This is a genomic window from uncultured Desulfovibrio sp. (assembly GCF_944327235.1).
Classification (GTDB): Bacteria; Desulfobacterota; Desulfovibrionia; order Desulfovibrionales; family Desulfovibrionaceae; genus Desulfovibrio.
Window position 1 is genome coordinate 78,354 of the sequence record NZ_CALVHE010000002.1, and the last position, 24,481, is coordinate 102,834.

17 protein-coding genes are annotated in these 24,481 nt (G+C 65.7%); 3 read left to right on the plus strand and 14 right to left on the minus strand.

The window, feature by feature from the left end; translation table 11 throughout:
- Positions 1–70 precede the first annotated feature (70 nt).
- Both Q0K00_RS00875 and Q0K00_RS00880 read right to left on the minus strand, forming a co-directional pair.
- Positions 71–4,219 carry a translocation/assembly module TamB domain-containing protein gene (locus Q0K00_RS00875; RefSeq protein WP_297226676.1) on the minus strand — a complete coding sequence of 1,383 codons (4,149 nt, stop codon included), beginning with the start codon at positions 4,217–4,219 and terminating at the stop codon, positions 71–73.
- Positions 4,219–6,405 (minus strand): BamA/TamA family outer membrane protein, encoded by a 2,187-nt coding sequence (locus Q0K00_RS00880; RefSeq protein ID WP_297226677.1) that lies wholly within the window; start codon positions 6,403–6,405, stop codon positions 4,219–4,221. Before Q0K00_RS00880 ends, Q0K00_RS00875 begins: the two co-directional genes overlap by 1 nt.
- Positions 6,406–6,521: 116 nt before the next feature.
- Here Q0K00_RS00880 and Q0K00_RS00885 point away from each other — a divergent pair, with 116 nt between their 5' ends.
- Positions 6,522–6,869 carry a DsrE family protein gene (locus tag Q0K00_RS00885; RefSeq protein ID WP_297226678.1) on the plus strand — a complete coding sequence of 116 codons (348 nt, stop codon included), beginning with the start codon at positions 6,522–6,524 and terminating at the stop codon, positions 6,867–6,869.
- A gap of 288 nt (positions 6,870–7,157) precedes the next feature.
- On the opposite strand, the gene Q0K00_RS00890 is transcribed toward Q0K00_RS00885, so the two are convergent.
- Positions 7,158–7,967, minus strand: a complete 810-nt coding sequence (locus Q0K00_RS00890) for a hypothetical protein (protein ID WP_297226679.1) — start codon at positions 7,965–7,967, stop codon at positions 7,158–7,160.
- Positions 7,968–8,279: 312 nt separating this feature from the next.
- Here Q0K00_RS00890 and Q0K00_RS00895 point away from each other — a divergent pair, with 312 nt between their 5' ends.
- A complete protein-coding gene (locus Q0K00_RS00895; RefSeq protein ID WP_297226680.1) occupies positions 8,280–8,651 on the plus strand; it encodes a hypothetical protein in 372 nt (123 codons plus the stop codon).
- Between the two features lie 26 nt (positions 8,652–8,677).
- Here Q0K00_RS00895 and Q0K00_RS00900 read toward each other — a convergent pair whose 3' ends face one another.
- The 4 genes from Q0K00_RS00900 to Q0K00_RS00915 all read right to left on the minus strand — a co-directional run bounded on the left by Q0K00_RS00900 (position 8,678) and on the right by Q0K00_RS00915 (position 12,556).
- Positions 8,678–9,226, minus strand: a complete 549-nt coding sequence (locus tag Q0K00_RS00900; protein ID WP_297226681.1) for a methylated-DNA--[protein]-cysteine S-methyltransferase — start codon at positions 9,224–9,226, stop codon at positions 8,678–8,680.
- On the minus strand, positions 9,223–10,404 hold the full coding sequence (locus tag Q0K00_RS00905) for an MFS transporter (RefSeq protein ID WP_297226682.1): 1,182 nt from the start codon (positions 10,402–10,404) through the stop codon (positions 9,223–9,225). Before Q0K00_RS00905 ends, Q0K00_RS00900 begins: the two co-directional genes overlap by 4 nt.
- 263 nt (positions 10,405–10,667) lie before the next feature.
- On the minus strand, positions 10,668–10,868 hold the full coding sequence (locus Q0K00_RS00910) for a hypothetical protein (RefSeq protein WP_297226683.1): 201 nt from the start codon (positions 10,866–10,868) through the stop codon (positions 10,668–10,670).
- A 152-nt stretch (positions 10,869–11,020) separates the two neighbouring features.
- On the minus strand, positions 11,021–12,556 hold the full coding sequence (locus Q0K00_RS00915) for a hypothetical protein (protein WP_297226684.1): 1,536 nt from the start codon (positions 12,554–12,556) through the stop codon (positions 11,021–11,023).
- A 265-nt stretch (positions 12,557–12,821) separates the two neighbouring features.
- On the opposite strand from Q0K00_RS00915, the gene Q0K00_RS00920 reads away from it, so the two are divergent.
- Complete coding sequence (locus tag Q0K00_RS00920; protein ID WP_297226685.1) at positions 12,822–13,880, plus strand: HD domain-containing phosphohydrolase; 1,059 nt, start codon at positions 12,822–12,824, stop codon at positions 13,878–13,880.
- 271 nt (positions 13,881–14,151) lie between these two features.
- On the opposite strand, the gene Q0K00_RS00925 is transcribed toward Q0K00_RS00920, so the two are convergent.
- The 7 genes from Q0K00_RS00925 to recA all read right to left on the minus strand — a co-directional run bounded on the left by Q0K00_RS00925 (position 14,152) and on the right by recA (position 24,067).
- Positions 14,152–15,516 carry an NAD(P)/FAD-dependent oxidoreductase gene (locus tag Q0K00_RS00925; protein WP_297226686.1) on the minus strand — a complete coding sequence of 455 codons (1,365 nt, stop codon included), beginning with the start codon at positions 15,514–15,516 and terminating at the stop codon, positions 14,152–14,154.
- A gap of 110 nt (positions 15,517–15,626) precedes the next feature.
- A complete protein-coding gene (locus tag Q0K00_RS00930; RefSeq protein WP_297226695.1) occupies positions 15,627–16,082 on the minus strand; it encodes an AsnC family transcriptional regulator in 456 nt (151 codons plus the stop codon).
- 208 nt (positions 16,083–16,290) lie between these two features.
- The gene (gene ahbD / locus Q0K00_RS00935; RefSeq protein WP_297226687.1) at positions 16,291–17,481 is read right to left on the minus strand and encodes a heme b synthase; all 1,191 of its coding nucleotides are present in this window, start codon (positions 17,479–17,481) and stop codon (positions 16,291–16,293) included.
- Positions 17,481–18,473: a porphobilinogen synthase gene (gene hemB / locus Q0K00_RS00940; protein WP_297226688.1), complete on the minus strand. Its 993-nt coding sequence runs from the start codon at positions 18,471–18,473 to the stop codon at positions 17,481–17,483. The genes ahbD and hemB overlap by 1 nt, the downstream gene beginning before the upstream one ends.
- A 546-nt stretch (positions 18,474–19,019) precedes the next feature.
- Positions 19,020–20,201 carry a 12,18-didecarboxysiroheme deacetylase gene (gene ahbC, locus Q0K00_RS00945; RefSeq protein ID WP_297226689.1) on the minus strand — a complete coding sequence of 394 codons (1,182 nt, stop codon included), beginning with the start codon at positions 20,199–20,201 and terminating at the stop codon, positions 19,020–19,022.
- A 9-nt stretch (positions 20,202–20,210) separates the two neighbouring features.
- A complete protein-coding gene (gene alaS, locus Q0K00_RS00950) occupies positions 20,211–22,883 on the minus strand; it encodes an alanine--tRNA ligase (protein ID WP_297226690.1) in 2,673 nt (890 codons plus the stop codon).
- Between the two features lie 95 nt (positions 22,884–22,978).
- On the minus strand, positions 22,979–24,067 hold the full coding sequence (gene recA / locus Q0K00_RS00955) for a recombinase RecA (RefSeq protein WP_297226691.1): 1,089 nt from the start codon (positions 24,065–24,067) through the stop codon (positions 22,979–22,981).
- Between the last annotated feature and the right edge of the window lie 414 nt (positions 24,068–24,481).

Consider the following 24,481-nt stretch of genomic DNA (forward strand, 5'->3'; position numbering starts at 1 on the left):
TCGCGGAGCGCGCAGGAGTATAGCCGCAAGCCCGGCGGCGGGCAATGTGTCCCCTGCCGTCGCCGCCGGGTCAATAATTGATCTTCCAGCGCACGCCCGCCGAGGTGTTCTCCTGTTCGGTGCGGATCTGGGCCTTGCTGTGCGGGGTCATCTGGAGTTCGATGATCACGGCGGTGCTGTCCGGCTTCATGCCCTGCGCCACGCCGAGATAGAGTTTTTCTCCGATGAACTTGCCCGCTTCCAGCGTGCTTTCTTCGCTGTTGTTGCCTTCCTCGTCGGAAGTGGTGCGCGAGCTGACGCGCAGCACGTCCACGCCAAGGGTCTTGCGGGCCACGTCCAGCACGTTGAGCCCGTCGCCGCCGAACCCCGCCAGTTCGGCCACGGCCGCCGCCAGACGCAGATTCTCGAAGCGGCCGAGATCGCTGGAGGCGCGTCCGAACATGATGCGCGAGATGATCTCCTCCTGCGGCATGGTGGGCGTGCTCGTCAGCTGGAATTTCGGCTTTTGCGCCGTGCCGCCCACCCGTACGTCCGCCACGATGTCAGCGGCCTCGTGCCGCAGCACCACATCGAGTAGCGGATTGGACGGAGGTCCGCCCGCGAAGCGCACGATGCCCCGATACAGATTGAATTTGGCGTTGAGGAAGTTGAAGGTGCCTTCCACCGCTTCCACGCTTCCCGTGACGCGGGGATCGGTCAAGGGACCGCCGGCGCGGATGTCGGCTTTCCAGAGACTGTCCAGACCGCGCCCCTTCACCGTGAAGCGCCCGGTCGTGCGCACGCGCGCGTCGAGCCTGCCGACGGCGGGGCGCGTTTTGGGCGCGGGTTTGGCGGCGGCTGTGGTTTCGCTGATGGGCAGGGTGGTGACGCTGCTGGTGGTCGTGATGCGGTCGATACGCACCTCGCCGGAATCCACGCTGATGTCGGCATCCACCTGCGGCGCGGTCAGCGGTCCCCGGACCGAGGCCGTGCCGGAAAGGACTATGGTCACGTCGCGCCGCCGCAGGGGGTGGAGCGTATCCAGACGGCCCGACAGATCGAGCGCCCGTCCCGCCGGGGAAAGTTCGCCGTTGAAGACGGCGCGGCCTGTGCGGCCGTCGCTGAGCGAGGCGTCCAGTCGTACGCGGCCCAGACCGGCCAGACCGGTCAGGCGGCTGCGGGCCAGCTCCGCCCGCACCTTGATATCCTGCAGCAGTACGCCCAGAGCCACGTCCTCGAAGCGGCCCTTCTCCAGACCGACGGAGGCGGCCAGCGTCGGGGCCTCGATCGTGCCGGACAGGTCGGCCCGCAGATCCAGACGGCCGGACAGGCGTCGGTCCGCCATCGGCACGAGCTTCCAGAGCGGGGCAACGGCTCCCTGCCAGCGCAGTTCGCCCTTGAGCGCGGCCCGGGGAGAGAGGCCGGGCAGGCCGCCGGAAAAGGTCAGGGGAAGGCTGAAGCGTCCGGAGACCGTCTCCGCGCCCAGCAGTTTGCGGCTGGCCTCGGGCATGTCGAGGGCCAGCGTCAGCTCGCCGCCGTTGCGTCCCTGCCGGATGCCGCCGGAGATGCCCCAGTCCAGCGGCGGCAGCGGCGCGCCGGGCAGGTGCAGCCCCTCCACCTTCAGGGAGAATTTCCCTTGCGGTCTGGTCGGGTCGCCGTTCAGTCCGGCCTCCAGCGCCACCTGTCCCTGCGGCAGGGCGGGGATGACCGCCTGCCACGGGGCCAGTTCCGTGGCCAGCAGGCGCAGCCTGGCCGTCAGCGCATCCGGCGCAAGACGGCCTTGCAGCTGCAATTGCCCCGAAGGCGTCAGCCGGATGTGCAGCGGTTCGCAGTCCAGGCTCCGGGCCGAATAGCGCAGGCGGGCCGCCTTTTCCAGCCGCAGACCGACCTTGTGCGCGGGCAGGTCGGCTTTCAGGCGTTCGACGGCAAGGATGCCGGGCTGCCATCCCAGACGGAGGTCGGCCTGCACGTCCCCGGCGGAGGCCGCTTCCAGACGCAACGGCCCGGCCAGAGGGCCGCCAAGTCGCAGATGGGGCCGCAAAAGGCGCAGGGAGGCCGCTTCCAGCCGTTCCGCACGGAGATCGCAGTCAAGGACGGGAGCGTCCGCCGTCACGGGTGTCCCTTCGGCGGCGGGCGTCCGCTGCGGCGCAAGATCCGTACGCAGGGCCAGCGCCTGCCAGAGCAGGAGCGTCTCCTGTCCCCGGCGGATGCGCCCGCGCGGGGCGTCCAGCGCCAGATGCCAGTCCGTCACTCCCCAGAGACGGGCCAGTTCGTCGTCAGGCTCGCGCCCCGTAGCGCTCAAATCCAGGTTCACAGCCTGTCCGTCCGCCCGGAGATCGGGCAGCAGCAGGGCACTCAGGGCTTCGAGACGTTTCCAGTCCGTGACCGCCAGATGCAGATGTCCCCGCATGGGCGGCAATTCCCGCAGGACAGCGGAGATCCGACGGCTGATGATGTCGTCCGCCAGATGGCGTTCGTCCGCCGTCGGCGGCGTGGCGGCGGCCTGCGCCATGTCCGTGCCGCTCGTGCCGCCCGCGCCGTCCGGGACAGCGGGCGGGGCCGGAACGGAGGCGCTGTCGTCCGGGAGGAGCAGATCCACCCCCCAGTGGCCGAGCAGGCGCGCGCCCGCGCCCCCGACCGCCAGATCTTCCAGCGAGACCCGCCAGAAGGTGCGTCCATCCTGACGGCGTGATCCGGCAGCCAGCAGCATGTCCGCCCGCAGGTCCTGTTCGCTGAAACGGGCTTCGGTATGCAGGGCGAGCCGCAGCGTACCGCCGTCCAATGCCGCCCGCCAGCGCAGCGGCAGGGATTCCAGCCGCAGACGGGGAGCCGTCAGGCAAAGGGGACGGGCCGGAGCGGCTGGGGCGGCCTTTGCCGATGCCGTGGCAGGTTGCTTTGCCGCAGCGGGGGCAGGCGTTGCTGTGGCGGGGACGGCAGGCGCGGCAGAGGCCGCCAGCGCGGCGGGCAGCAGCTCCGTGCCGTCCACGGCAAGAGAGAGCCGCGGTGCGCCCAGCGGGCCGCTCAGAACGAATCCCGCCGTTACCGGGCCGGACAGCAGGGCGGTCCAGGCGCAAGCCTGGGATGGCGGCGTGACGGTCAGAGACAGGGAAAGTTCCAGCGGCGCCATCCATAGCCGTTCCGGCCCGGCAGGCAGCTGCAGGGAAAACCGTCCGGACGCCTGAGCGACGCCGGCCGTGGCCGTGATCTCCGGCAGCGAGAGGGCCCACTGTCCGTCGGTCCGGCGCTGCGCGTGCAGCTGCAACCGCGCCTCGGCGCTGCCTGTGCCGAACAGGGGACGCAGCGCGTCGGGGATCGCCCGCCGTACGGACGGGACGGAGGCGGGGACGGCTTCGGGAGGCGTGCCGTTTGCGGCAGCGCCCATATCGTTTGCGGTCGGAGTTCCGGCGGAAGAGGCAGCGGCGGGGGAGGCCGTGTCGGGCTCCGGCGTGTCTGTCGGGGACGTGTCGTCCTGCGGCCAGAACGCTTGTGCCGTCAGGTCGGCCCGCAGATCGGCGCGAGGGCCCAGACCGCCGTCAAGGCGCAGCTCCAGAGAGACACGCGGGAAGGGACCGTCTTCGTCAGGCGCGGGCTGGGCCGCGGTTGCGGGCGTGTCCTCCTCCGGCGGCAGCAGGACCAGCCATTCCGGCGGCAGGGCCACTTTATCCGCACGGACGAGGCCCTGTACGCGCGGCAGGGCCGCGGGCAGGTCGCCCAGCAGGGCAAGCACGTCCCCCACGGTCTGGCCGATGTGATCCGCCAGCTGGCCGGGCGTACGCTCGGGCTCTTCCTCAGGCGGGCTTTCCGGCAGCAGGGGCAGGCGGTAGAGGCCTCCCCCGCGCAGGGCAAGGGGGTCCAGATGCAGCATGAGGCCATCCTGCCAGCCGAGCCTCCAGGACAGGGAGACATCCGGCAGATCCAGCCAGCAGCCTGCGGCGTCCTCGCCGCGTACGGACAGCCGGGGATGGAAGGGCAGCCCTTCCAGACTGTTCAGGGTCAGGCGCAGGCCGGTGGGGCCGAGTTCGCCTGCCAGCGTGGTGTTGAGTGTCCCCCGCAGCCAGTCCTGACCGGAGGCGGAACAGAGCCAGATCAGGCCCCCGCCGGTCAGGAGGAGCAGGACCGTCAGCGTGAGCAGCAGACCACGCAGCAGGCGACGTACGCGGCGTTTGCCGCGAGACGGCGGAAGCGGGGCGGCGGAAGGCGCCGGAGAGGGGACCGTGTGGCCGGGATCGTCCTGCCGCATCAGAATGACTGCCCTATGCTGATATAGAATTGGACCGGCGGATCGCCGTCCACGGGATTGAGCGGCGTGGCCACGTCGAGACGCAGGGGCCCCACGGGCGTATAGTAGCGCAGACCGATGCCGGTGCCCCAGTGCATGTCGTCCAGCGTGGGGTATTGCTCACGGTAGGCCATGCCGCCGTCCAGAAAGGGCACGAGTCCCACGTCGTCCGTGATCTTGAAGCGGGCTTCCAGATTGACCAGCTGATAGGAGCGGCCGCCCAGCGGATCGCCCTTGCTGTTGCGCGGACCGAGCGACTGATAGGAGTAGCCCCGCACGCTGCCCGCGCCCCCGGCGTAATAGCGCATGGAGGCCGGCATGGCGTGCAGGGGGACGCCCGCCATCATGCCCGCCGCCAGCCGGGCCGCCAGCACGAGCCGGTCATCCGGCTTGCCGCGCCGGGTATGGAAGGGGGCGTAGTAGCCCATCCATTCGGCCTCGCCGGTCAGCGCGGTAAACGTCTTGTCATAATAGCCCGCCACGGGACTGACGAGGATCTTGCCCAGCGTCCCGTCTCGCGGACTGACCTTGTTGTCCCGGCTGTCGCGACGGACGGTGAAGCGCGGGCCGATGACGCTGTACAGGCGCATCCCCTGACCGTCTTCAGCGATCTGGCCGCCGTCGCCGCCCGCGCCCACGCCCACGCGCCAATAACGGTTGACCCGCCGATTGAGGTAGGCATACCCCGCCAGACCGCGCCGCTCGTAGGCGTCCGTATCTTCGTGCAGGGCCGATGCCTGCGCATCCAGACTTTGGCCGGAGCGCAGGAAGGCGGGCTTTTCAAAGCGGGCCACAAGTCCCTGCTTTTCGGTGGTGACGGGCAGGTTCAGGCGCAGGCTCTCGCCGTTGCCGAGGATATTGCGGTGTTCCCATTCGGCTTCCACACCGAACCCGGTATCCGTGTCGTAGCGGGCTTCGGCCCCCAGCGAACGGAACGGCGCATCCTCCACGCTGAGATCCAGCGGCAGGGGGGCCACCTTGCCGGGGCCGGACTGCCGTCGCCATTCGTCCAGCGCGGGCTTGAGGGTGACGCTGTTGAACAGGCCGAGGCCCCGCAGGCGGTCGCCGTAGTTGCCCACGCGGCGGCTGTTCCAGCGTTCGTCATCGGGCCGCCAGTAGGCGAGACGTCGCAGATAGGCCTCGGCCACCTCGCTGGCGCTCACAAGGCGCACCTCGCCCATGAGGGCGGGCGGCCCGGGATCGATGACGATCTCGGCATTGATCGTCCGTGATTCACGGTCCAGCGTATAGCGGCTGTCGGCGGTCTTGGCGATGGGGTAGCCCTGACGCCGCAGATAGCGGCCCACCCTGTCCACCGCCTCCAGCATCTCTTCGGCGGTGACGGGCTTGCCCGGTTCGAGGCGCAGATGGCGCGGGAAACGCGGCGGAGAAACAGGTTCGCGCGCCTCGCGGCCCAGCAGGCCCTGCAGGCCGCTGTACTGGGCGCGGCGCGTGCCGTTGCGGAAGGCTTCCGGCACGAAAGGCTCCGGTTCATAACGGACGATGGCTCGCCCCAGCACATAGCAGGGGCCGGGCACGAGACGCAGCACCACCTGCGCCTTCTTGCCGCTCGTGTCGATGTGGAAATCCGCCGTGCCTTCATAATAGCCCTGCGCGTGCAGGAGCTGTTCGGCGCTCTCCTTGTCCAGCCTGGCCCGGCGTTCCAGCGCCAGCAGGCTGTCCGGCGCTTCCTTGCGCAGCTGCAGCAGGGTGCTGGCCGCTTCCATCTTTTCCTTGAGCGCATCCGCCGCCGCATCGAACTCGTCCCGGCGCGAGGTGCTTGCGGCATTCTCGCGGGCGGCATCGGGGTCCACCGCCGAGGGGGCGGGCTTGCGGGGGCTTTCCTCCTTCTCCTCATCCAGCGGCCGGGCGTAGGGGTCGGCATCGGAGCGGGCGGCGGCCACTTCCTTTTTGACGGCGGCGGCTTCATCCCGCAGACGCTGCGCGTCGCCTTTCGGGCGGGGGAGAGGCTTTTCCACCACGATGCGCACATCATAGGGAACGGGATCGGCGGCCCAGGACGTGTCCTGTGGGGTATCGTCCTGCGGCGGTTGTTCCTGCAGCATCTGCACGAGGCCGCAGCCCCCCAGCAGGGGGATGATGAGCAGCCAGCAGAGGATACGGGTAAAAAGGCGGCGGAAAAACATGCGGCATGGTAGCCTGTCCCCTGCCGGGCCGCAAGAGGCTCGACGGCTTGGAAATCCCGGCACTCTGCGTTACAAGGGAAAGAACATCATCCCCTAGCCTCTACAGGAGAGACGACGTGAAATACGATCTTTGTCTGCATGTTGACCTGAACGACGCCGCCCTGCTGGCGCTGGCCCTCAAAAATGCCCGCAACTACCAGAACGCTCTGCCGGATGAAAACTATGAGCTGGTCATCGTGGGCAACGGCCCCTCGGTGACTCTTTTCACCGCCGCCCAGCCCACCCTGCGGGAAACGGCCCTTCCGCTCATGGAAAAGGGGCTCAAGATCCGTCTGTGCCGCAACGCCCTCAACGACAACAACCTGACCGAGGCGGATCTCTGGCCGGGCGTCGAGGTGGTGCCCGCCGGACTGGTGGAGATCGTGCGCCTCCAGCAGGCCGGTTTTGCCTACATCAAGCCGTAAGGCGGTGCCAGAGAGCTTTTCCCGTTTGGAACGTTTCGCGTTCCAAACCATACCGCTTGTCGTTTCGCGGGGAAAAATGCGGTCTCCCCGCTCGCTTTTGGCCGGGCGGCGTGGTGCTGCCGCTTCGGGTCTTGTCTTTTGATGACAAAACGTTCCAGCCTGCGGGAACGCCCCTTCGCGCACGGTGATCCCGCGCGGGAAGGGGCGTTTTCATGACGTTGAGCGGGCGTAGCCGGGAAAAGGGGCGACCGTCCACCGTGCTCTGACGGCTGGACAGGCGTCCCGAGGCTAGACCAGCTTGTCTTTCTGCTTTTCGGCGTATTCGAGCATCTTCCGGGCTTCTTCAAAGTCCGGCTTGAGCTGGAGCGCCGCCTTGGCGGCCATGATGGCCTTGTCCCACTTTTGCCAGTCGATGTAGAGCCGCCCGATATTGAAATAGAGGTTGGGCTCGTTGCGCAGATACTGCGAACCACGCAGGAAATAGCTTTCGGCCACGTCGAACTTGCCGAGCTTGCGCAACGCGATGCCGGCGGCGCTGTAGAGGAAGAGCATGTCCGGCTGACCGTCGATGGCGGCCGTGAGGTATTCCACGGCTTCCTCGTACAGACCGGCCTTGAGCAGGATCTCGCCCGCCCTGCCCCGCAGGATGAAGTCCACGGGGTATTCCCGCACGAGCATGGCCAGCGTGGCCTTGCCCGCCACCACCTGTCCCTTGGCAAGTTCGTCGGCGGCCTTGGCAAGGCCGTTGCGCTTGCGCTCTTCCACTTCGCGCATACGCTCCTGCGCCGACTCCATCTCCGCTTCCTGCAGGACGCTCAGCAGATTGTTGAGCTGTTCATAGAGCGCCTTGCCCTGTCCGGGTTCATAGGTGAGGGCCAGCGCGTAATGCTGCCGTACCCGCGGCATATTGGCGATGACGGAGACCGCCGTGGCGATCATTTCCGAGAACTCCATCCGTTCAGCCTTCATGAGCGGCTGACGGAGGATGACGGCCAGCGCGCTTTGCAGCGCCTGCACCGCGGGCATGGCCTTGTCCTGTTTGGCGAGCGAGCTGATTTGCCCCAGCTGGCGACGGGCATTGGCTAATTCGGCAGACATGTGCGCCTCGTCATTGGTATTTATGGATAGGAAATCTATCCCAGCACGCCGGGAGAGTAAAGCCCCGGTCCGACACGGTTTTTTATCTCTAGAAAATATATTGAGATTATTTAGTTTTTATCTTGATGGCACAATTTTTGTTTCTCTCGGTTTTTGCCTCGGGGCAGCCATTGACAAGCTTTTGCGGCGGATGCTAACTCTGTTCTTGCCGGGGGGGATCCCCGGCCGCCCTCGTGGCGTCCCCACGCCATCCCGCAGGATCGTCCGCCCGATGGAACGCTACGGCAATACCGCCAAAAGGAAGGAAGCACCGTGCAAAAGACCCTGGAAGACATTTGCCTCAAACACGATAACGGAAGTGATCTGTGCTTTCGCGGGCGCCTTTTTTCCGAGTGCTCCTGGTTCGATGACGAACATCAGGTCATGACCCGTCAGAAACTCTATGTGACGGACAAGAACGAACAGGTTTACTACATCGTCCGCTCCCACGGGCAGGAGCGCAGCCGTCATGCGTATCGTCTGACGGTGGACGGCGAGACCTGTGTCATCTACAACGGTCGCAGTGAGATGTCGTTGCAGTTCGATATGCTGATGCTGGCCGTGCGCGGTCTGTGCGGCCTGGATGCCGGAGCTACGCCGACCCTCGGACAGGTCGAGGAGATGCTGCGCGTGGCCAACGGGTAGTCGCCGGTCCGGATCTCAGGATGTTTCTAAGCCCCCGCAAGGGGGCTTTTTTCGTGCCTGCGTTGTTCCAGCGCAAGCAGGAAGCGTTTGATGCCGAGCCCCGCGGAATAGCCTCCCAGGCCGCCGTCGGCATGGACGACCCGATGGCAGGGGATGATGACGGGGAGGGGGTTTTTGCCGTTGGCATTGCCCACGGCCCGGCAGGCGCTTGGGCGTCCGATGTGCGCGGCCAGCATGGCGTAGCTCCAGGTCTCGCCGTAGGGGATGTCCTGCAAAGCCTGCCAGACGCGCCGCTGGAAGGGCGTGCCCCGCACATCGAGCGCAAGGCTGAACGCGCGCAGGCGGCCGTCGAAATAGGTGTCGAGCTCCCTGTGGGCCTGCCGCAGATGCTCCTGGACAGCCGGGGGGACGTTCGTCGTGGGTAGAGGGTTTGGACAGGCCGTCCCGTGAGACGCGTCTTGCTGACCGCAAAAGCGCAATTCCGCAAGACCTCGCGGCGTAGCCACGAGCAGGAGCTCCCCCAGCGGAGACGGGATGCGGACCGTCCCCGTGGCGCACGCGGGGTCGCGGCTCATGCCGCGCCATCCTTGCTGAGGGAGACGGACGGCTCAGGGGCGGGGTCGCGGAGGAAGCAGGCAGCCAGCCCGCCCACGATGGCCACGGGCGCAAGGCAGAGCATGGCCACGGGCAGCCCGCCGTAGTGGTCCGCCACAAAGCCCAGCACGGGGGTGGCGATGCCGCCCACGCTGAGCGCAAGTCCCAGCGTGACGCCGGAGGCAAGCCCCACGTTGCGGGCAAGGTACTTCTGCCCCAGCACCACCATGGCGCTGAAGGGGGAGAAGATGCCTACGGCCAGCGGCGCCAGCAGCAGGGTCGCCAGCCAGGCGGAGTCCATCCGGGGGAAGAGCAGCAGGGCCGGCAGGCAGAGCACATAAGCCAGACGGATGACCCGGCTGTAGCCGATCTTGTCCGCCAGCATCCCCCCCAGCACGTTGCTGGTCACGCCGACGCCGCAGAAGAAGGTGAGGATGAACCCGGCGTCCGCCTTGCTCGCCTGAAAGACATCTGTCCAATAGAAGGGGATATAGCTGTTGAGCCCAAGGAAAAGGACGGAGCGGGACATGATGACCAGCGTCAGGATGCCGAAGGCCCGCCAGTCGTTGCTGCCCTGAGCGGCGGCAGGCTCAGGGGAGCGTTGCGCGTCAGTCTGTTCGCCGTGGAGCAGCAGGCGGAAGAGCAGGGCGGACATGATCAGCGAGAGCAGGGCAAAGATCAGCGTGCCGTGCAGGCCGAACAGGAAGGTGGCGGAGGTGACCAGCAGCGGTCCGGCCACAAAGCCGCTGTTGCCCCCGACGGAAAATATGCTGAGGCCCATGCCCTGCCGACCGGCGGACACGCGATTGGCGTAGCGTGCGCCTTCAGGATGGAAGAGCGCGCCGCCGATGCCGCTCAGGACGAGAGCGGCGAAGATGGCGGGATAGCTGTCCAGCAGACCGCACAGCCCGATGCCCAGCCCGGCCAGCAGGACGCCCAGCGGCGCGAAAATGGGCGTACGCACCTTGTCCGAGAGCAGGCCGAAAACAGGCTGCACGATGGATGAGGCCACGGAATAGGCGAACATCAACCCGCCTGCCGTCTGGTAGTCGAAGTCATGCATGGCCGCCAGATAGGGCAGCAGAGTGGGCAGTGCGCCGCCGTTGATGTCGCAGGACAGGTGTCCCAAAGAAATGACGAGGATTTTCTGGATATCCATGCGCGCTCTCCGCATCGGGCGTTGCCGCTACCTTACGCATTCCCGTCCGTGAGGTAAAGCGGGATGCCCGGCGGCGTACGTCCTGTCCGCCATGAGCCGTCATGCTGTCGTACATGGCGGCTCATGGCGGGGAGAGCTGACAGGGAGACGGGAGAACGGTCTGGCGGAGAACGACGGCAGGCGCATGGCATGATCATGGAACGCGTATCGTGGCCGGTCCCTGTCGGAGTTCGCTCGCCCTCACCGAGCACAGGCTCGAGAGATCAGCAGAGTTTGAGGATGTCTCGGTAGACCTGATATACGTCCAGAACGGCATCACGCGGGGAAAGGTTACGATCGCCGGACATGAGGAGACAGGCCGAGCGGGCCATATGCAGCCGCACCCCCTTGTTGAGGTTGTCGACCTCAGGGATGATGGGCGTTTCCTGGACTTGTGGTTCCTGATCCTGTTCTTGATCTGCCATACGCGGTCCCTCCTTGGGGTGAATATTTATTAAATAATACATATTCAGTAAGCTTTTGACAAGGGAGGAATCGTTTTCGATGAAATAATACTGATTTACTAAGCTTTGCTGGACGCGAGGAGACGGGATCCCGTCCGGTAAGGAAGGGCGTCTCAGGACTGCGGCAGTGCCGTGCTCGTGCCGAGCCCCATTTGGACAAGTTCGGCAAAAGCCTGACGGAACAGGCGCGTATCCCTGTCCGGGAGCAGGATGGCGCAGTCCGCCTCAGGCGCGGCAAGGCGCTGCTGCTGATGTGTCTGGATATGTTTCAATCCGGGAAGGCCGTAGTCGCGCAAGGGCGACCAGCAAAAAAAGGGCAGGCCGAGATCGTCGTCACGGCAGATGCGCATCGCCCAGCCTGTCGGATGCTGCTTCAGTCGGACGAGGCAGGGCTGCCCCTTCTCCGTCCGACGGCGCAGGGTGCGGTAGAAGGCTTCCAGATTGTTGTAGAGCGGATATTCTCGGAACAAATTGTAGGAACGTTCCACGGTCCCGGCCTGGATACGCTGGAGCAGGAGTTGGAGTTCTTCCTGCCGCGAGGCGGGGCGGCAGCCGCCGATGTACTCGCAGGCGACGCTGACCGCCTGAGAAGGGACGCAACCCCGCAATATCGCAGCAAGATACTCCCAGAAGAGATGACGGGCCTCACCCGGCCGGTAGATGATGGCCTCGCGCAGGCGGCGTAATTCAGGGACCTCGCCCTGCTCGAGTTGCGCGAGGCAGGCGGCGACGGCTGCGGGAAGCTCCGCCGGGGAGTGGATGACGCACGGGTGCAGGGCCTCGTCCTTCGGGTCCATGTCCAGCGAGGGGATGCAGACCGCGGTCTGGCCAGTGGCCACAAGGAAGATGCGCCCGGCCGTGGTGTGGGAATCATAGAGCAGCGTCGCCGCGCGTGGCAGATAACACAGGGAGCTGCTGCCCGTATCCAGCAGGAAGCGCTCTTCCTGCCGCAGGGCCTCCGCCAGCGGGGCATAGGCAGCCTCCGCTCCGGGAAAGGGGCGCACCACGACGTGATGCCGGGGAAAGTGCCGCAGGCAGTTCCGGACGAGTTCCAGCTTTTCCTCCAGGGGGCGGCTGTGCGCCGTGACGCCGCAACAATACATGATGATGTCCTTGCGCGGCTCGGCCAGCCAGCGCTCCCGCAGCAGATCGAGCTTGAGGCTGCCGAAGGGCAGCAGGCGCACCACATCCCGTCGCCGCAGGGAGGAGACGAGCGCGTCCCTGCCGGGAGAGGGGCGATCCTGCGTCAGGTAATAATCCGCATTCCCCAGATAGGCCGCCCAGCCGCCGAGCAGTTTCTCGCTTTGCGGCGTTTCCCAGAAGGCATGGGGGATGGCGATGAGCGGCAGCTGCGGGGGGACAAGGTCGCGCGGCGTGGAGTTGTCCGTGGTGAAGGCTGCCCGAAAGGCATGACGGGCAAAAAAGTCCGGCGGCATATCGAGCAGGTTCCAGCCGTCGGGCGTACCGAGGGCCTGGTGGTCGGCCTGAAGGCGTACGATGCGCCCTCCGCGCGCTTCCAGCAGCGGGCGCAGGCTTTCATCGAGCCGGTGCATACGCAGGCGTTCCGCCACAAAGAGGTAGTCTCCGGAAAAATCGAAATCATCAGCATGGCAAAGGGGGGACGACAGGGAAGGGCGGTCAGACGACATGGCAGGCTCCGAAGGCGTGGGCGACTGTGGAGGGCGCAAGAAGAAGCATGGTGGGAAGCACGGCCGCAAGGGGACGGGGAAGCTGCTCCGTCCGACGTCCGGCTGGTCCGCATCACCGGAAAAGGCTAGGGAGTGCGCGGGGATTCGTCAAGTGCGGAGACACTGTGCGCATCATGGTCGGAGCACAGCCATGCCAGAGAAAAAGCTTGTCGCAGCCTGGATAAAAGAGTAGAGTATCCGCCTCATATCATTGCGAGGATGTGGTATGGCTACTCCCCCCAAGCATATTGCCATTATTGACGACAACCGCATGAAGCGGCAATTCCTTGCCGGCCTTCTCGATGATGCGTTCAGCATCCACGCCTATGGCAGCGGCGAGGAGGCCCTGAAAGAGCTCCCGCATCTGGATCTCCAGTGCATCCTGCTGGATATCGACATGCCCGGCGAGGACGGCTTTCAGGTCATCCGGCGCATCAAGGATATGCCCGCCATCGCGGATGTGCCCGTCATCTTCGTCACGTCGCTTACGGACCAGGACATCGAGCGTCGCGGTCTGGAAAGCGGCGCCGTGGACTTCGTGGGCAATCAGTTCTCTCCTGAGATCATCCGTGCCCGCGTGCTGCACCATGTGGACCTCTACGGTTATCGTTGCCGTCTTGAGGAGCGGGTGCGCGAGAACACCAAGACCATTTTTGAGCTGCAGGACGCCATCATGGTGGCGCTGTCCGATCTTGTGGAATGCCGGGATGAGAATACGGCCGGTCATGCCCAGCGTACGCGCGCCTATGTGGAACGCCTCATCCGACAGTTGCAGGAGGACGGCAGTTTCCATGACGAGCTGACGGACAGTTTCGTACGCGACGTGATCCGCGCCTCCCCGCTGCACGACATCGGCAAGATCGGCGTCAGGGACGCCATCCTCAACAAACCGGGCCGCCTGAGCAAGGAAGAGTTCGAGGAGATCAAGCGTCACACCATCTTCGGCGCGTCCGCCATCAGCCGGGCCATGCAGACCGTGCATGACGGTTCGTTTTTGCAGGTGCTGCGCGACATGACGTTCAGCCATCATGAGCGCTGGGACGGCACAGGGTACCCGCTGGGCCTTGACGGCGAACGTATCCCGCTGGTGGGACGCATCATGGCCATTGCCGACGTCTATGACGCGCTCATAAGCCGTCGTCCCTACAAGGACCCCATGTCGCACGAGCAGGCGGTGAACATCATCCGCGAGGGGATCGGCAGCCATTTCGACCCTGTGGTCGGTGCGGCCTTTCTGGCCTGCGAGGCGGATTTCCTCAGCATTGCCCAGACGCACCGGGCCTGAGCCGCCGCAGGGCGACGTTTCTTGTTTTCTCTTTGTCTGTCCAGCCGATGCGGACAGGAAACGGGCCGGAGCGCATAGCGCTCCGGCCCGTTCGTCGTTAGAGCATTTTCAGGCTTGAAACGCTTTGTGTTTCAAGCCGAGGAGGCTCTAAGGTCTGTTGATGTGGATTTTACAATATTTCAACAGATAAGATAAGAAATCTGTACACGCTCCGCAGAGCGAGGGGTCTCCCTTCCCCCAAACAGGCAACGAATAGTGTTGACAGGCCCTCCTAGGCGGAAAGTTCCTTCTGCGGCGCGTCGAGGGCCGCGGCCAGGCTTTCGTCAAGGCTGGGATGGGCGAACATGAAGGCCAGCGGATGTCCGCTGGCCACGCGGTGCAGGACGAGCTGCTGGGCGGCGGTGACCAGATGGGAAACGCCATGTCCCACAGCGGCCATGCCCACCAGTCGGCCGTCACAGCGCACGGCCTTCACGAAACCGGTGATGTCGCCGTGTGCCTGCGCGATGGGATTGGCGCTCAATGGGGCCACGCCCACCGTGACCTTGCCCTGCAGGGCCGCGTCGCGGGCCGTCAGGCCCACCCGCATGACTTCCGTGCTGCCGTAGACGCAGGCCGGCACCGGCCCGCCGGCATAGGGGCCGCTGACCTGCCCAAGGATGCGCCGCGTCACATAGAGCGCCTGATGCTCGGCGGCATGGGCCAGCTGTACCCGGCCGTTCACGTCCCCGATGGCGTAGATGTGGGAAGCGGCTTCCAGGAAGTCGTCCGTTTCGATGGCCCCGCGCCCGTCCAGACGGCAACCGGCGCTCTCGCAGCCCAGCCCCTGCGTGTGGGGGCGTCTTCCCACAGCCAGCAGGGCCTTGGCGGCCGTGCGTTCCTGTCCGCCGGCAAGGCGCAGCACGGCCTGCCCGTCCCGGGCCAGCAGTCCCTGCGTCATGCTCCCCGCCAGTACGGTGATGCCGCGTTTCTTCAGGGATTTGGCCATATCCGCGGCGATATCGTCATCCTCGCTGGGCAGGATGTGCGGCGCGGCTTCCACCACCGTGACCGCGCAGCCCAGCGCCGCGTACAGGTCGGCCATCTCCAGTCCGATGACGCCGCCGCCCACGATGAGCAGGCTTTCGGGCACTTCCGGCGAGGCCAGCATGTCCGTGCTGTCCAAAATGATGCTGTGGTCGGGCTGCATACTGGGGAACGTCGTGGGCAGCGAGCCCGTGGCGATGATGATGTCGTCCGCCTCGATGTCCCGCGCGCCCTGCCCGGTCTTGAGCTTCACATGGCCCGGTCCGTCGAGGACGGCATGACCGCAGGCCGTTTCCACCCCTTCAGCCGCGAGCTGCTTGCTCAGCGCCTGTCGGGTCCCGTTGACGAAACGCTGCATACGGGCGTGCATGGCCGGAAAATCCAGCTTCACTTCGCCCGACAGCACACGCTGCCGCTCCAGCGCCTGTATGCCGGCCCTGGCCGTCACGGCGCCCAGCAACATCTTGGTGGGGATGCAGCCGCGATTGAGGCAGGTGCCGCCCACTTCCGCGCCTTCCACAAGGAGGGTCTTCTTTCCGGCCGCGGCCAGCAGGCGCGCGGCGCGGACACCGGCGGGGCCGCCGCCAAGGATGCAAACATCATGGGTCATGGTCGTTCTCCTGGATCAGGTTGACAGCAAGTCGGCAATGCCTGCCTTCCGCACAGCCGCCAGGGGGACACGGCACGGCATCCCGCCGGACGTTCCCGGTGGCGCGAGTCCTATTCGCCGTCGCTCATGCGGAAGTCCACACGGATCTTGAACATCCTGGTGGCAGGCAGGTTGAGGATGGGCACGCCCGTTCGGGCCGTGATGTCGTCCAGCGTGACCTGCACCTCTTCCCGGGAAGGGCCGATGCAGGTGAACCAGATATTGTAGGCGTGTTCCCGCAGATAATTGTGCGTGACGCCCGGGCAGGCGTTGACGGCAGCCACGAAGGCTTCCATGCGGTCATCGGGCACCTTGGCCGCGCAGAGCGTGGAGACGAAGCCCAGCTTGGCGGACTGGAAGTTCGCGCCGAGCCGCCGGATGATCTTGCGTTGCCGCAGGCTGCGCACACGCTGGAAGGCTTCTTCCTCGCTGATGTCCAGCAGGCGGCCCAGCTCGGCATAGGGACGGGGCGTGAGCGGGAAGGCCGTCTGGATGATGTCCAGCAGGCGCTTGTCCAGCGCGTCCAGCGTCACCGGTTCGGGAGAGACGGCGGCGCCGTCGGCCACAGGGGTCGATGCGGGGACAGAGGTTGGGGACATGGGATTCTCCTCCTGGCCTGCCGCGAACAGGGTTATGCGTGCGGCAAAACGGCCGTTTGACGCATCCCGGAGGGATGCCGGGATGCGGGACGCGCCGGAGCCGCCCAGTAGGGGAAGGCTCCGGCGCGGGCAGGGATCAGCGGCCCTGCCGCCGAGGTTCGTAGGTGCAAAGGGGCTCAGGCCCCATATGATCGCCGTTCATGCTCCAGGCACGGGCCCGGCAGCCGCCGCAGACCTTGTGGAACTCGCAGATGCCGCACTTGCCCTCGTAGCAGGACTGGGTGCGGAACTGCTTGAAATAGGCGCTGTTGCGCCAGATCTCGGGGAAGGGCGTTTTCCGGACGTTGCCGCAGTCCAGTTCCAGATAGCCGCAGGGCTGCACTTGTCCTTTATGGCTGATGAAGCAGAAACCCGTGCCGCCGAGGCAGCCGCGGGTCATGGCGTCCATGCCGAAGGTCTCCGGCGTGACGGCAAGGCCCTCCTCGTGGGCGCGCTGCCGCATGATGCGGTAGTAGTGCGGGGCGCAGGTGGCCTTGAGGTGCATGTGCGTGGTCTTGCGGAAGTCGTAGAACCAGTGCAGCACGTCCTCGTATTCCTGCGCGGTGATGACCTGATCCGCCAGACCGGCGGCCCGGCCCATGGGCACGAGCAGGAAGATGTGCCAGGCGGCCGCACCGAGCCGCTCGCACAGCTGGAAGATGTCCTTGAAGCTGTGCAGGTTGCTGCGCGTCACCGTGGTATTGATCTGGAAGGGCACCCCGGCCTCTTTGAGGAAGCCGATGCCCCGCAGGGAGGCGTCGAATGCGCCGGGCACGCCGCGGAAGTCGTCGTGGCTGGCGGCGTCGGCCCCGTCGATGGAGATGGACACCCGGTCCACCCCCGCATCACGGATCTTTTCGGCCAGTTCGGGCGTGATGAGCGTCCCGTTGGGCGAAAAGGCGCAGGGCAGGCCCTTGGCGTGGGCATAGGCCACCAGTTCATAGACATCCGGCCGCATCATGGGATCGCCGCCGGTGAAGATGATGATGGGCTTGCCCACCTCGGGGAAGGTGTCGATGAGCGCCTTGGCTTCCGCCGTATCCAGCTCGCCGGGGTAGGGTTCGGGATGCGCCTCGGCCCGGCAGTGCTTGCAGGCCAGATTGCAGGAGCGCGTCACCTCCCAGGCGATGAGCTTGCAGGTGGGGCTGCCGTCGGGCAGGACGCGGGGCACGCCCATGCCGCCGGTCTGCCCGGGATGGCCCGGATGTCCGGACTGTCCGGGGTGTCCCGGATGTCCGGCAGTGCCGTCCCGCTGGCCGTGCGCTGCGGTATGCGGGTGGGCCGTCATCAGCGCACCAGCCTCTTTTCCAGCAGCGTTTCGCTGAAATAGGTGATGAGCATACGGGCCCCGGCCCGCTTCATGCCCAGCAGGCTTTCCAGCATGACGGCTTCCTCGTTGATCCAGCCGTTGAGTCCGGCCGCGCGGATCATGCTGTATTCGCCGCTGACCTGATAGGCGCACAGAGGCAGGTCCACCGCATCGCGCACCTCCCGCAGGATGTCCAGATACGGCCCGGCGGGCTTGACGATGAGGGCGTCCGCGCCTTCTTCCACGTCCGCCAGCGCCTCGATGAGGGCTTCACGCCGATTGCCGGGGTCCATCTGATAGGCTTTGCGGTCGCCGCAGGACGGCGCGGATTCCGCCGCCTCGCGGAAAGGTCCGTAAAAGGCGGAAGCGTATTTCACCGCATAGGACATGATGGGCACCATCACGAGGCCCGCCTCGTCCAGCGCCGCCCGGATGGCGGCCACGCGGCCGTCCATCATGTCCGAGGGGGCCACCATGTCCGCCCCGGCCGCCGCATGACTGACGGCGGTCTTGGCCAGCAGGGGCAGAGTGGGGTCATTGAGCACCACGCCGCCGGGCGTCAGCACGCCGCAATGGCCGTGGCTCATGTATTCGCACAGGCAGACGTCGGTGATGACGTAGAGATCGGGCCAGCGGTGCTTGAGACGGCGCACGGCCTCCTGCACGATGCCGTCCTCGGCATAGGCTCCGGAGGCCTTTTCATCCTTCTGCGCCGGGATGCCGAAGAGGATGACGGACTTGAGACCGTTGTCCACGGCCTTTTCCACCTGTTTTTCCAGCTCTCCGAGAGAAAGCTGATACTGGCCGGGCATGGCCGAGATCTCCTTGCGGAAGGACTGGTCGTCCGTTTCCACCACAAAATAGGGCATGATGAGATCTTCGGCCAGCAGGGGAGCGGTGTCGCGGACCATGTCGCGGATCTGCGCGCTGCTGCGCAGGCGGCGGCCACGATGAAAGAGCGGATGAGACATGGGTATACCTCGATGCGGGAGTCCCCGCGGTTGGTGACAGCGTGCGGGCCTCAGGCCCGGAGGCAGCATAGCGCAAAACGTCGTCCGCGCAAAGGGCATCGCGAGGGGGCGGGCCGCTCTCCGGCGCGGAGGCGTTGCGCGCCCGAAGGCGAGCCGGACGACGGGGCGGCGAGCCAGGGGCGGACGGGGCGTGGAATACGGGAAAGGACGGAGAGCGGAGCCTGTCTCAGACCGACCTGAGCGGAAAAGGCCGCGCTTTGCGCGTATGGTGTTTCGCGGGGAAAAAGCGGTTTTTCCGCTCACGTTGGGCCGGACGGTGCTGTGCGGCCGCCTCGCCTGTTGCCTTTGAAAAAGGCAACAGGCTCTAAAAGCGCGCTGGGGAAGGGATGGGGGCTTGGGGGAAGGGGAACCCCCTCCAGCGCTGGCGGCGACCGAAAGGCGGCCCGAAGGGCCGTGCCCGTTAGGCGATGCAGGAGCCTTACGGGCATCGACAGCAGAGCGAGGGCTTCCCCTTCCCCAAAACAAGCAGCAGTCGTGTTACAGGCCCTACAGGCCGATCTCCTCGTCGGTGAGGTAGCAGGCCGGGTCCTGCGCCCATTCGTCACCGTAGTAGGCTTCGGCGCGGGCGCGGAAGTTGCCGCCGCAGATATTGAGGAAACGGCACTGGGCGCAGCGGCCCTTGACGTGCAGTTTCTTGTCCTTGAGCTTGTGGAGCAGTTCGATGGACGGATCGTCCCAGATGGCGGAGAAGGGACGTTCCAGCACATTGCCGAAGGTGTGGTTGCGCCAGAACTGGTCGGCGTGCACCTGTCCGTCCCAGGAGATGCAGCCGATGCCGCGCCCGGAGTTGTTGCCTTCGTTGTACTGGAGCAGCTCGAACACTTCTTCGGCCCGCTTGGGGGCCTCCCGCTTCAGGCGCATCCAGACATAGGGGCCGTCGGCGTGGTTGTCCACGGTGAGGATCTCCTTGGGCTTGCCCTTGTCGAAGAGGGCGCGCGTCTCGTCCATGATGAGGTCGAGCACCTGCCGGGTCTCGGCATGGTCGAGGTCCTCCTTGATGAGCTCGGAGCCGCGCCCGGAATAGACCAGATGATAGAAGCAGGCGCGCGGCACTTCCAGATCCTCCAGCAGGCGGAAGATGCCGGGGATCTCGGCCACGTTGCGCTTGTTGATGGTGAAGCGCAGGCCCACCTTGAGGCCTTCGGCCTGACAGTTGGCGATGCCTTCCAGCGCCTTCTTGAAGGAGCCGGGCACGCCGCGGAAGTGGTCGTGCACCGCTTCCAGCCCGTCCAGCGAGATGCCCACATACGACAGGCCGACGCTCTTGAGTTCGCGGGCCTTTTCCTTGCTGATCAGGGTGCCGTTGGTGGAGATGACCGCGCGCATACCCTTGGAGGTGGCATGGCTGGCCAGTTCCACCAGATCCTTGCGCACCAGCGGCTCGCCGCCGGAAAAGAGCATGACCGGCGCGCCGTAGGCCGCGAGGTCGTCGATCATCGCCTTGGCCTTTTCGGTGGAGATGGGGTCCGCGCCGTCCACGTCCACAGCCTGAGCATAGCAGTGCACGCACTTGAGATTGCAGCGCCGGGTCATGTTCCAGACGACCACGGGCTTCTTGTCTTTGGAGAATTGCAGCAGATGGGAGGGGAGCTGCCCGGAATGCCGCCCATAGCGCAGCGCGTCCGAAGGCTCCACCTGTCCGCAGTAGAGTTTGGAGATGCCGATCATGATTTATCCTTACTGGGCGGGATGTCCGCCGATTTCCTGTTTCAGGGCCGCAAAGGCGGCCTCGATGCCGTCCACATTGCTGCCGCCCGCCTGAGCGAGGTCGGGACGGCCGCCGCCGGAACCGCCGCAGGGGGCGGCCACGGGCTTGATGAGCGCGGGCGCGGTGAAGCGGTCGTGCAGATCCTTGGAGACATAGAGCAGAAGCCCCACCTTGCCGCCTTCCACCGTGGCCAGACAGGCCACGCCCGAAGGCAGGCGGGAGCGTACTCCGTCCATGAGGTCGCGCAGGGACTTGACGGGCACGTTGTCCAGCTTGACGGTGAGCACCTTGATGCCGCCGATCTCCTCCACGCCCTGCATGACGTCGCCGGAAGCGGGCGCAGCCGCCTTCTCCACGGCCTTGCGCAATTTTTTCACCTCATCCTGCAGGGCCTGCACCCGTTCCCCGATCTGGTCGGGACGGGTCTTGAGGCGAGCCGCCAGCCCCTGCAGGTTCTCCCGCTGTTCACGCAGCAGCTCCAGCGTGCCCCAGCCGGTGACGGCCTCGATGCGCCGCGTCCCGGCCGCCACGCCGCTCTCGGAAAGCACGGCGAAGGGACCGATGGCCCCCGTGCGTTCCACATGGCTGCCGCCGCAGAGTTCCAGGGAATAGAGTTCCTCGCCGTCGCCCATGTTCACCACGCGCACCGTATCGCCGTATTTCTCACCGAAGAGCGCCATGGCTCCGGCGCGCTCGGCCTCGTCCCGCGACATCTCGCGGGCATGGACCGGCAGATCGGCCATGACGGCGGCATTGACCTCATGTTCCACGGCGGCCAGTTCGTCCGCCGTGAGGGCGGCCAGATGGGTGAAGTCGAAGCGCAGGCGCTGCGGCGTGACCAGCGAACCCGCCTGCTTGACGTGCGCGCCCAGTATCTTGCGCAGGGCGGCGTGCAGCAGATGGGTGGCGCTGTGGTTGCGGGTCACGGCCCGCCGCCGGTCGGCGTCCACGCTCAGGCAGATCTCGGCATCCACGGCCAGACCGCCGGAGAACACTTCCACCAGATGCACGGGCACGCCGTTGCATTTGAGCGTATCCAGCACGCGGGCCTGCGCGCCGTCGGCGGCGCTGATGACGCCGGTATCCCCGCACTGGCCGCCGGACTCGGCGTAAAAGGGCGTCTGGGTGCAGACGAGATAGCCCTTGGCACCCTCAGGCAGACGGGAGACGCTTTCTCCCTGTTCATCGACCAGAGCAAGGATGTGCCCCTGAGCGGTCAGCATGGCGTCGCCCACATAGATGCAGTTCCATTGTCCCTGCGTCAGCGCGGCGGGCAGTTCGCCGCCGCCCTGCGCGCCGAGCAGACCGGCCTTCTTCTGGTTGTCGCGGGCCCGCTTGCGCTGTTCGGCCATGCAGGTCTCGAAACCGGCGGCATCCACACGGAAGCCGCGCTTTTCGGAAACGTCGGTCACAATGTCCAGCGGGAAGCCGTAGGTATCCGACAGCTTGAAACAGAATTCGCCGGAGATGAGGGTCTCCCCGCGCGCGGTCAGTTCGGCCAGCTCGGCTTCCAGCAGTTCGAGACCCTTGCCCAGCGTCTGGGAGAAGCGCTGCTCTTCCTCGCGGACCGCGCGGGCGATGAAGTCGGCCTGTTCGGTCAGTTCGGGATAGTCGTCGCCCATGAGCTCCGTCACCTTGCGGCAGACCTGATAGAGGAAGGGCTCATGCACGCCCATGAGGGTGGCGAAGCGCAGGGCGCGGCGCACCAGACGGCGCAGCACATAGCCCCGTCCCTCGTTGGACGGCAGTACGCCCGCGGCGATGAGGAAGCAGGCGGAACGGGCGTGGTCCGCGATGACGCGCAGGGCCGTGTCCACATCGTTGGTGTCCGGCGCGCTGAAGCTGTAGCGCACATGCGCCAGTTCCGCCGCGTAGCCGATGATGTCCTGGAAGAGGTCGCAGTCGAAGTTGGAGCGCTTGCCCTGACAGACGGCGGCGATGCGTTCGAGGCCCATGCCGGTGTCGATGTTGGGCCGGGCCAGCGGCAGACGGCTGCCGTCAGCCTGCTGATCGAACTGGGTGAAGACCAGGTTCCAGATCTCCAGGAAGCGGTCGCAGTCGCAGCGGCCCACGCCGCAGTCCGGGCCGCAGGCCATGTCCTCGCCCTGATCGTAGTGGATCTCCGAGCACGGGCCGCAGGGGCCGGTATCGCCCATGGTCCAGAAGTTGTCCTTCTCGCCCAGACGGATGATGCGCTCGGCGGGCACGCCGATCTCCTCGCGCCAGATGGCCTCGGCCTCGTCGTCGTCGCGGTAGACGGTGATCCACAGGCGATCCTTGGGCAGGCCCAGCTCCTCGGTGACGAATTCCCAGGCCATGCGGATGGCTTCCCGCTTGAAATAGTCGCCAAAGGAGAAGTTGCCCAGCATCTCGAAAAAGGTGTGATGCCGCGCCGTGCGGCCCACGTTCTCAAGGTCGTTGTGCTTGCCGGAGACACGCAGGCATTTCTGGGCGGAAGTCAGGCGGGGGCAGTCGGGCGTCTCCTCGCCGGTAAAGTATTTCTTGAAGGGCACCATGCCCGCATTGGTGAAGAGCAGGGTGGGGTCATTGTCGGGGATGATGGGCCCGGACGGCACGATGCGGTGGCCGTGGCGGGCAAAGAAGGCAAGATATTTCCGGCGTATTTCCTTGGCGGTCAGCATGGGGGTTCCTTTTGTGGGATGCGCGGGGGCGGCCGTCCGGCCGCCGCGTCAGCGGCCGGGCAGCCCCGGCCGCACGGCGAAACAAGCGAAACGGCTTACAGGTCTTCCGGCGGCAGCTCGTCGGCGCCCTCTTCGGAGAGATCCTCGGACGAGGGCGTGAACTCCTGCGGATGCATACCCAGGAACTCGATGACCTGTGCTTCGATGCGTCCGCGCAATTCGGCATCCTCTTCCAGCAGGGCGCGGACCTTCTCGCGCCCCTGTCCCAGCTTTTCGGAACCGAAGGCGAACCAGGAACCGCTCTGCTCGATGATCTTGGCGTCCAGACCGAGATCCAGCAGTTCCCCGGCGCGGGAGATGCCCTGCCCGTACAGAATGTCGAAAACGGCGCTGCGGAAGGGCGGGGCCACCTTGTTCTTGACCACCTTGACGCGGGTCCGCGAGCCGAAGGACTCTTCCTTGTCCTTGAGGGTCTGGATACGGCGGATGTCCATACGCACGGAGGAGTAGAACTTGAGCGCGTTGCCGCCGGTGGTGGTCTCCGGGCTGCCGTAACCCTGCGCGCCGATCTTCATGCGGATCTGGTTGATGAAGATCACCGAGGTGCGGGATTTGTGGATGGTGCCGGTGAGGCGGCGCATGGCGTGCGACATGAGCCGGGCATGTCCGCCCACCTGCGACTCGCCCATATCACCTTCCAGTTCGGCCTGCGGGATGAGCGCAGCCACGGAGTCCACGACCACCAGATCCACCGCGCCGGAACGCACCAGCATGTCCGCGATGTCCAGCGCCTGTTCGCCGTAGTCAGGCTGGGAGATCAGCAGCTCGTCGGTATTGACGCCGAGGCGCTTGGCGTAGGCGACATCCAGGGCATGTTCGGCGTCCACGAAGGCGCAGGTGCCGCCCATCTTCTGGCATTCCGCGATGATGTGCAGGGTAAGCGTCGTTTTGCCCGAGGATTCCGGGCCGAAAATCTCCGTGATGCGGCCGCGCGGGATGCCGCCGACCCCAAGGGCCAGATCCAGACCGATGGAACCGGTGGGGATGACGGCGATCTGGACATGGGCGTCATCGGACAACTTCATGACGGCGCCCTTGCCGTACTTGCGCTCGATGGTGGAAAGCGCGGTGCCGAGGGCTTCCGCGCGGGCTTCTTCGGGGGTGAGAGCCGGTTTCTTGGCCATGGGGCTGCTCCAGAAAAAAAGAGATGATTGGCTGTGCAGTTTAGCAAAGGGAGGGCGGCAAGGCAACTTGTTCCGCTTGCCGGGCCGCGCCCCCGCTAGGCGGCGAGAGGGCCGCATCCGTGGGGATACGACCCTCTCGCGACAGCGCAACAGAGCGTTTCAAACGGAAATCGTTCTCGAACCAAGACGCTTCGACGCAAACAGACAGCAATAGAGCATTTTCAGTTTGAAACGCTTCGCGTTCCAAACCATACGGCCTGTCGTTTCGCGGAAAAAACGCGGTTTTTCCGCTCACTTTTGGCCGGGCGGCGCTGTGCTGCCGCCTCGCATTTTGCCTTTTTCAAAGGCAAAATGCTCTAGGGTCAGGACTCATTAAAGGTAAAAAATGACAATGGCAGCAATATGGATTGCCGA

Coding starts and splice junctions, on each gene's coding strand:
- hemB (WP_297226688.1), bottom strand. CDS start 18,473: ATGTCTCATCCGCTCTTTCATCGTGGCCGCCGCCTGCGCAGCAGCGCG.
- Q0K00_RS00915 (WP_297226684.1), bottom strand. CDS start 12,556: ATGTCGTCTGACCGCCCTTCCCTGTCGTCCCCCCTTTGCCATGCTGAT.
- Q0K00_RS00875 (WP_297226676.1), bottom strand. CDS start 4,219: ATGCGGCAGGACGATCCCGGCCACACGGTCCCCTCTCCGGCGCCTTCC.
- Q0K00_RS00920 (WP_297226685.1), top strand. CDS start 12,822: ATGGCTACTCCCCCCAAGCATATTGCCATTATTGACGACAACCGCATG.
- Q0K00_RS00905 (WP_297226682.1), bottom strand. CDS start 10,404: ATGGATATCCAGAAAATCCTCGTCATTTCTTTGGGACACCTGTCCTGC.
- Q0K00_RS00925 (WP_297226686.1), bottom strand. CDS start 15,516: ATGACCCATGATGTTTGCATCCTTGGCGGCGGCCCCGCCGGTGTCCGC.
- ahbD (WP_297226687.1), bottom strand. CDS start 17,481: ATGACGGCCCACCCGCATACCGCAGCGCACGGCCAGCGGGACGGCACT.
- Q0K00_RS00890 (WP_297226679.1), bottom strand. CDS start 7,967: ATGTCTGCCGAATTAGCCAATGCCCGTCGCCAGCTGGGGCAAATCAGC.
- recA (WP_297226691.1), bottom strand. CDS start 24,067: ATGGCCAAGAAACCGGCTCTCACCCCCGAAGAAGCCCGCGCGGAAGCC.
- Q0K00_RS00880 (WP_297226677.1), bottom strand. CDS start 6,405: ATGTTTTTCCGCCGCCTTTTTACCCGTATCCTCTGCTGGCTGCTCATC.
- alaS (WP_297226690.1), bottom strand. CDS start 22,883: ATGCTGACCGCCAAGGAAATACGCCGGAAATATCTTGCCTTCTTTGCC.
- ahbC (WP_297226689.1), bottom strand. CDS start 20,201: ATGATCGGCATCTCCAAACTCTACTGCGGACAGGTGGAGCCTTCGGAC.
- Q0K00_RS00910 (WP_297226683.1), bottom strand. CDS start 10,868: ATGGCAGATCAAGAACAGGATCAGGAACCACAAGTCCAGGAAACGCCC.
- Q0K00_RS00900 (WP_297226681.1), bottom strand. CDS start 9,226: ATGAGCCGCGACCCCGCGTGCGCCACGGGGACGGTCCGCATCCCGTCT.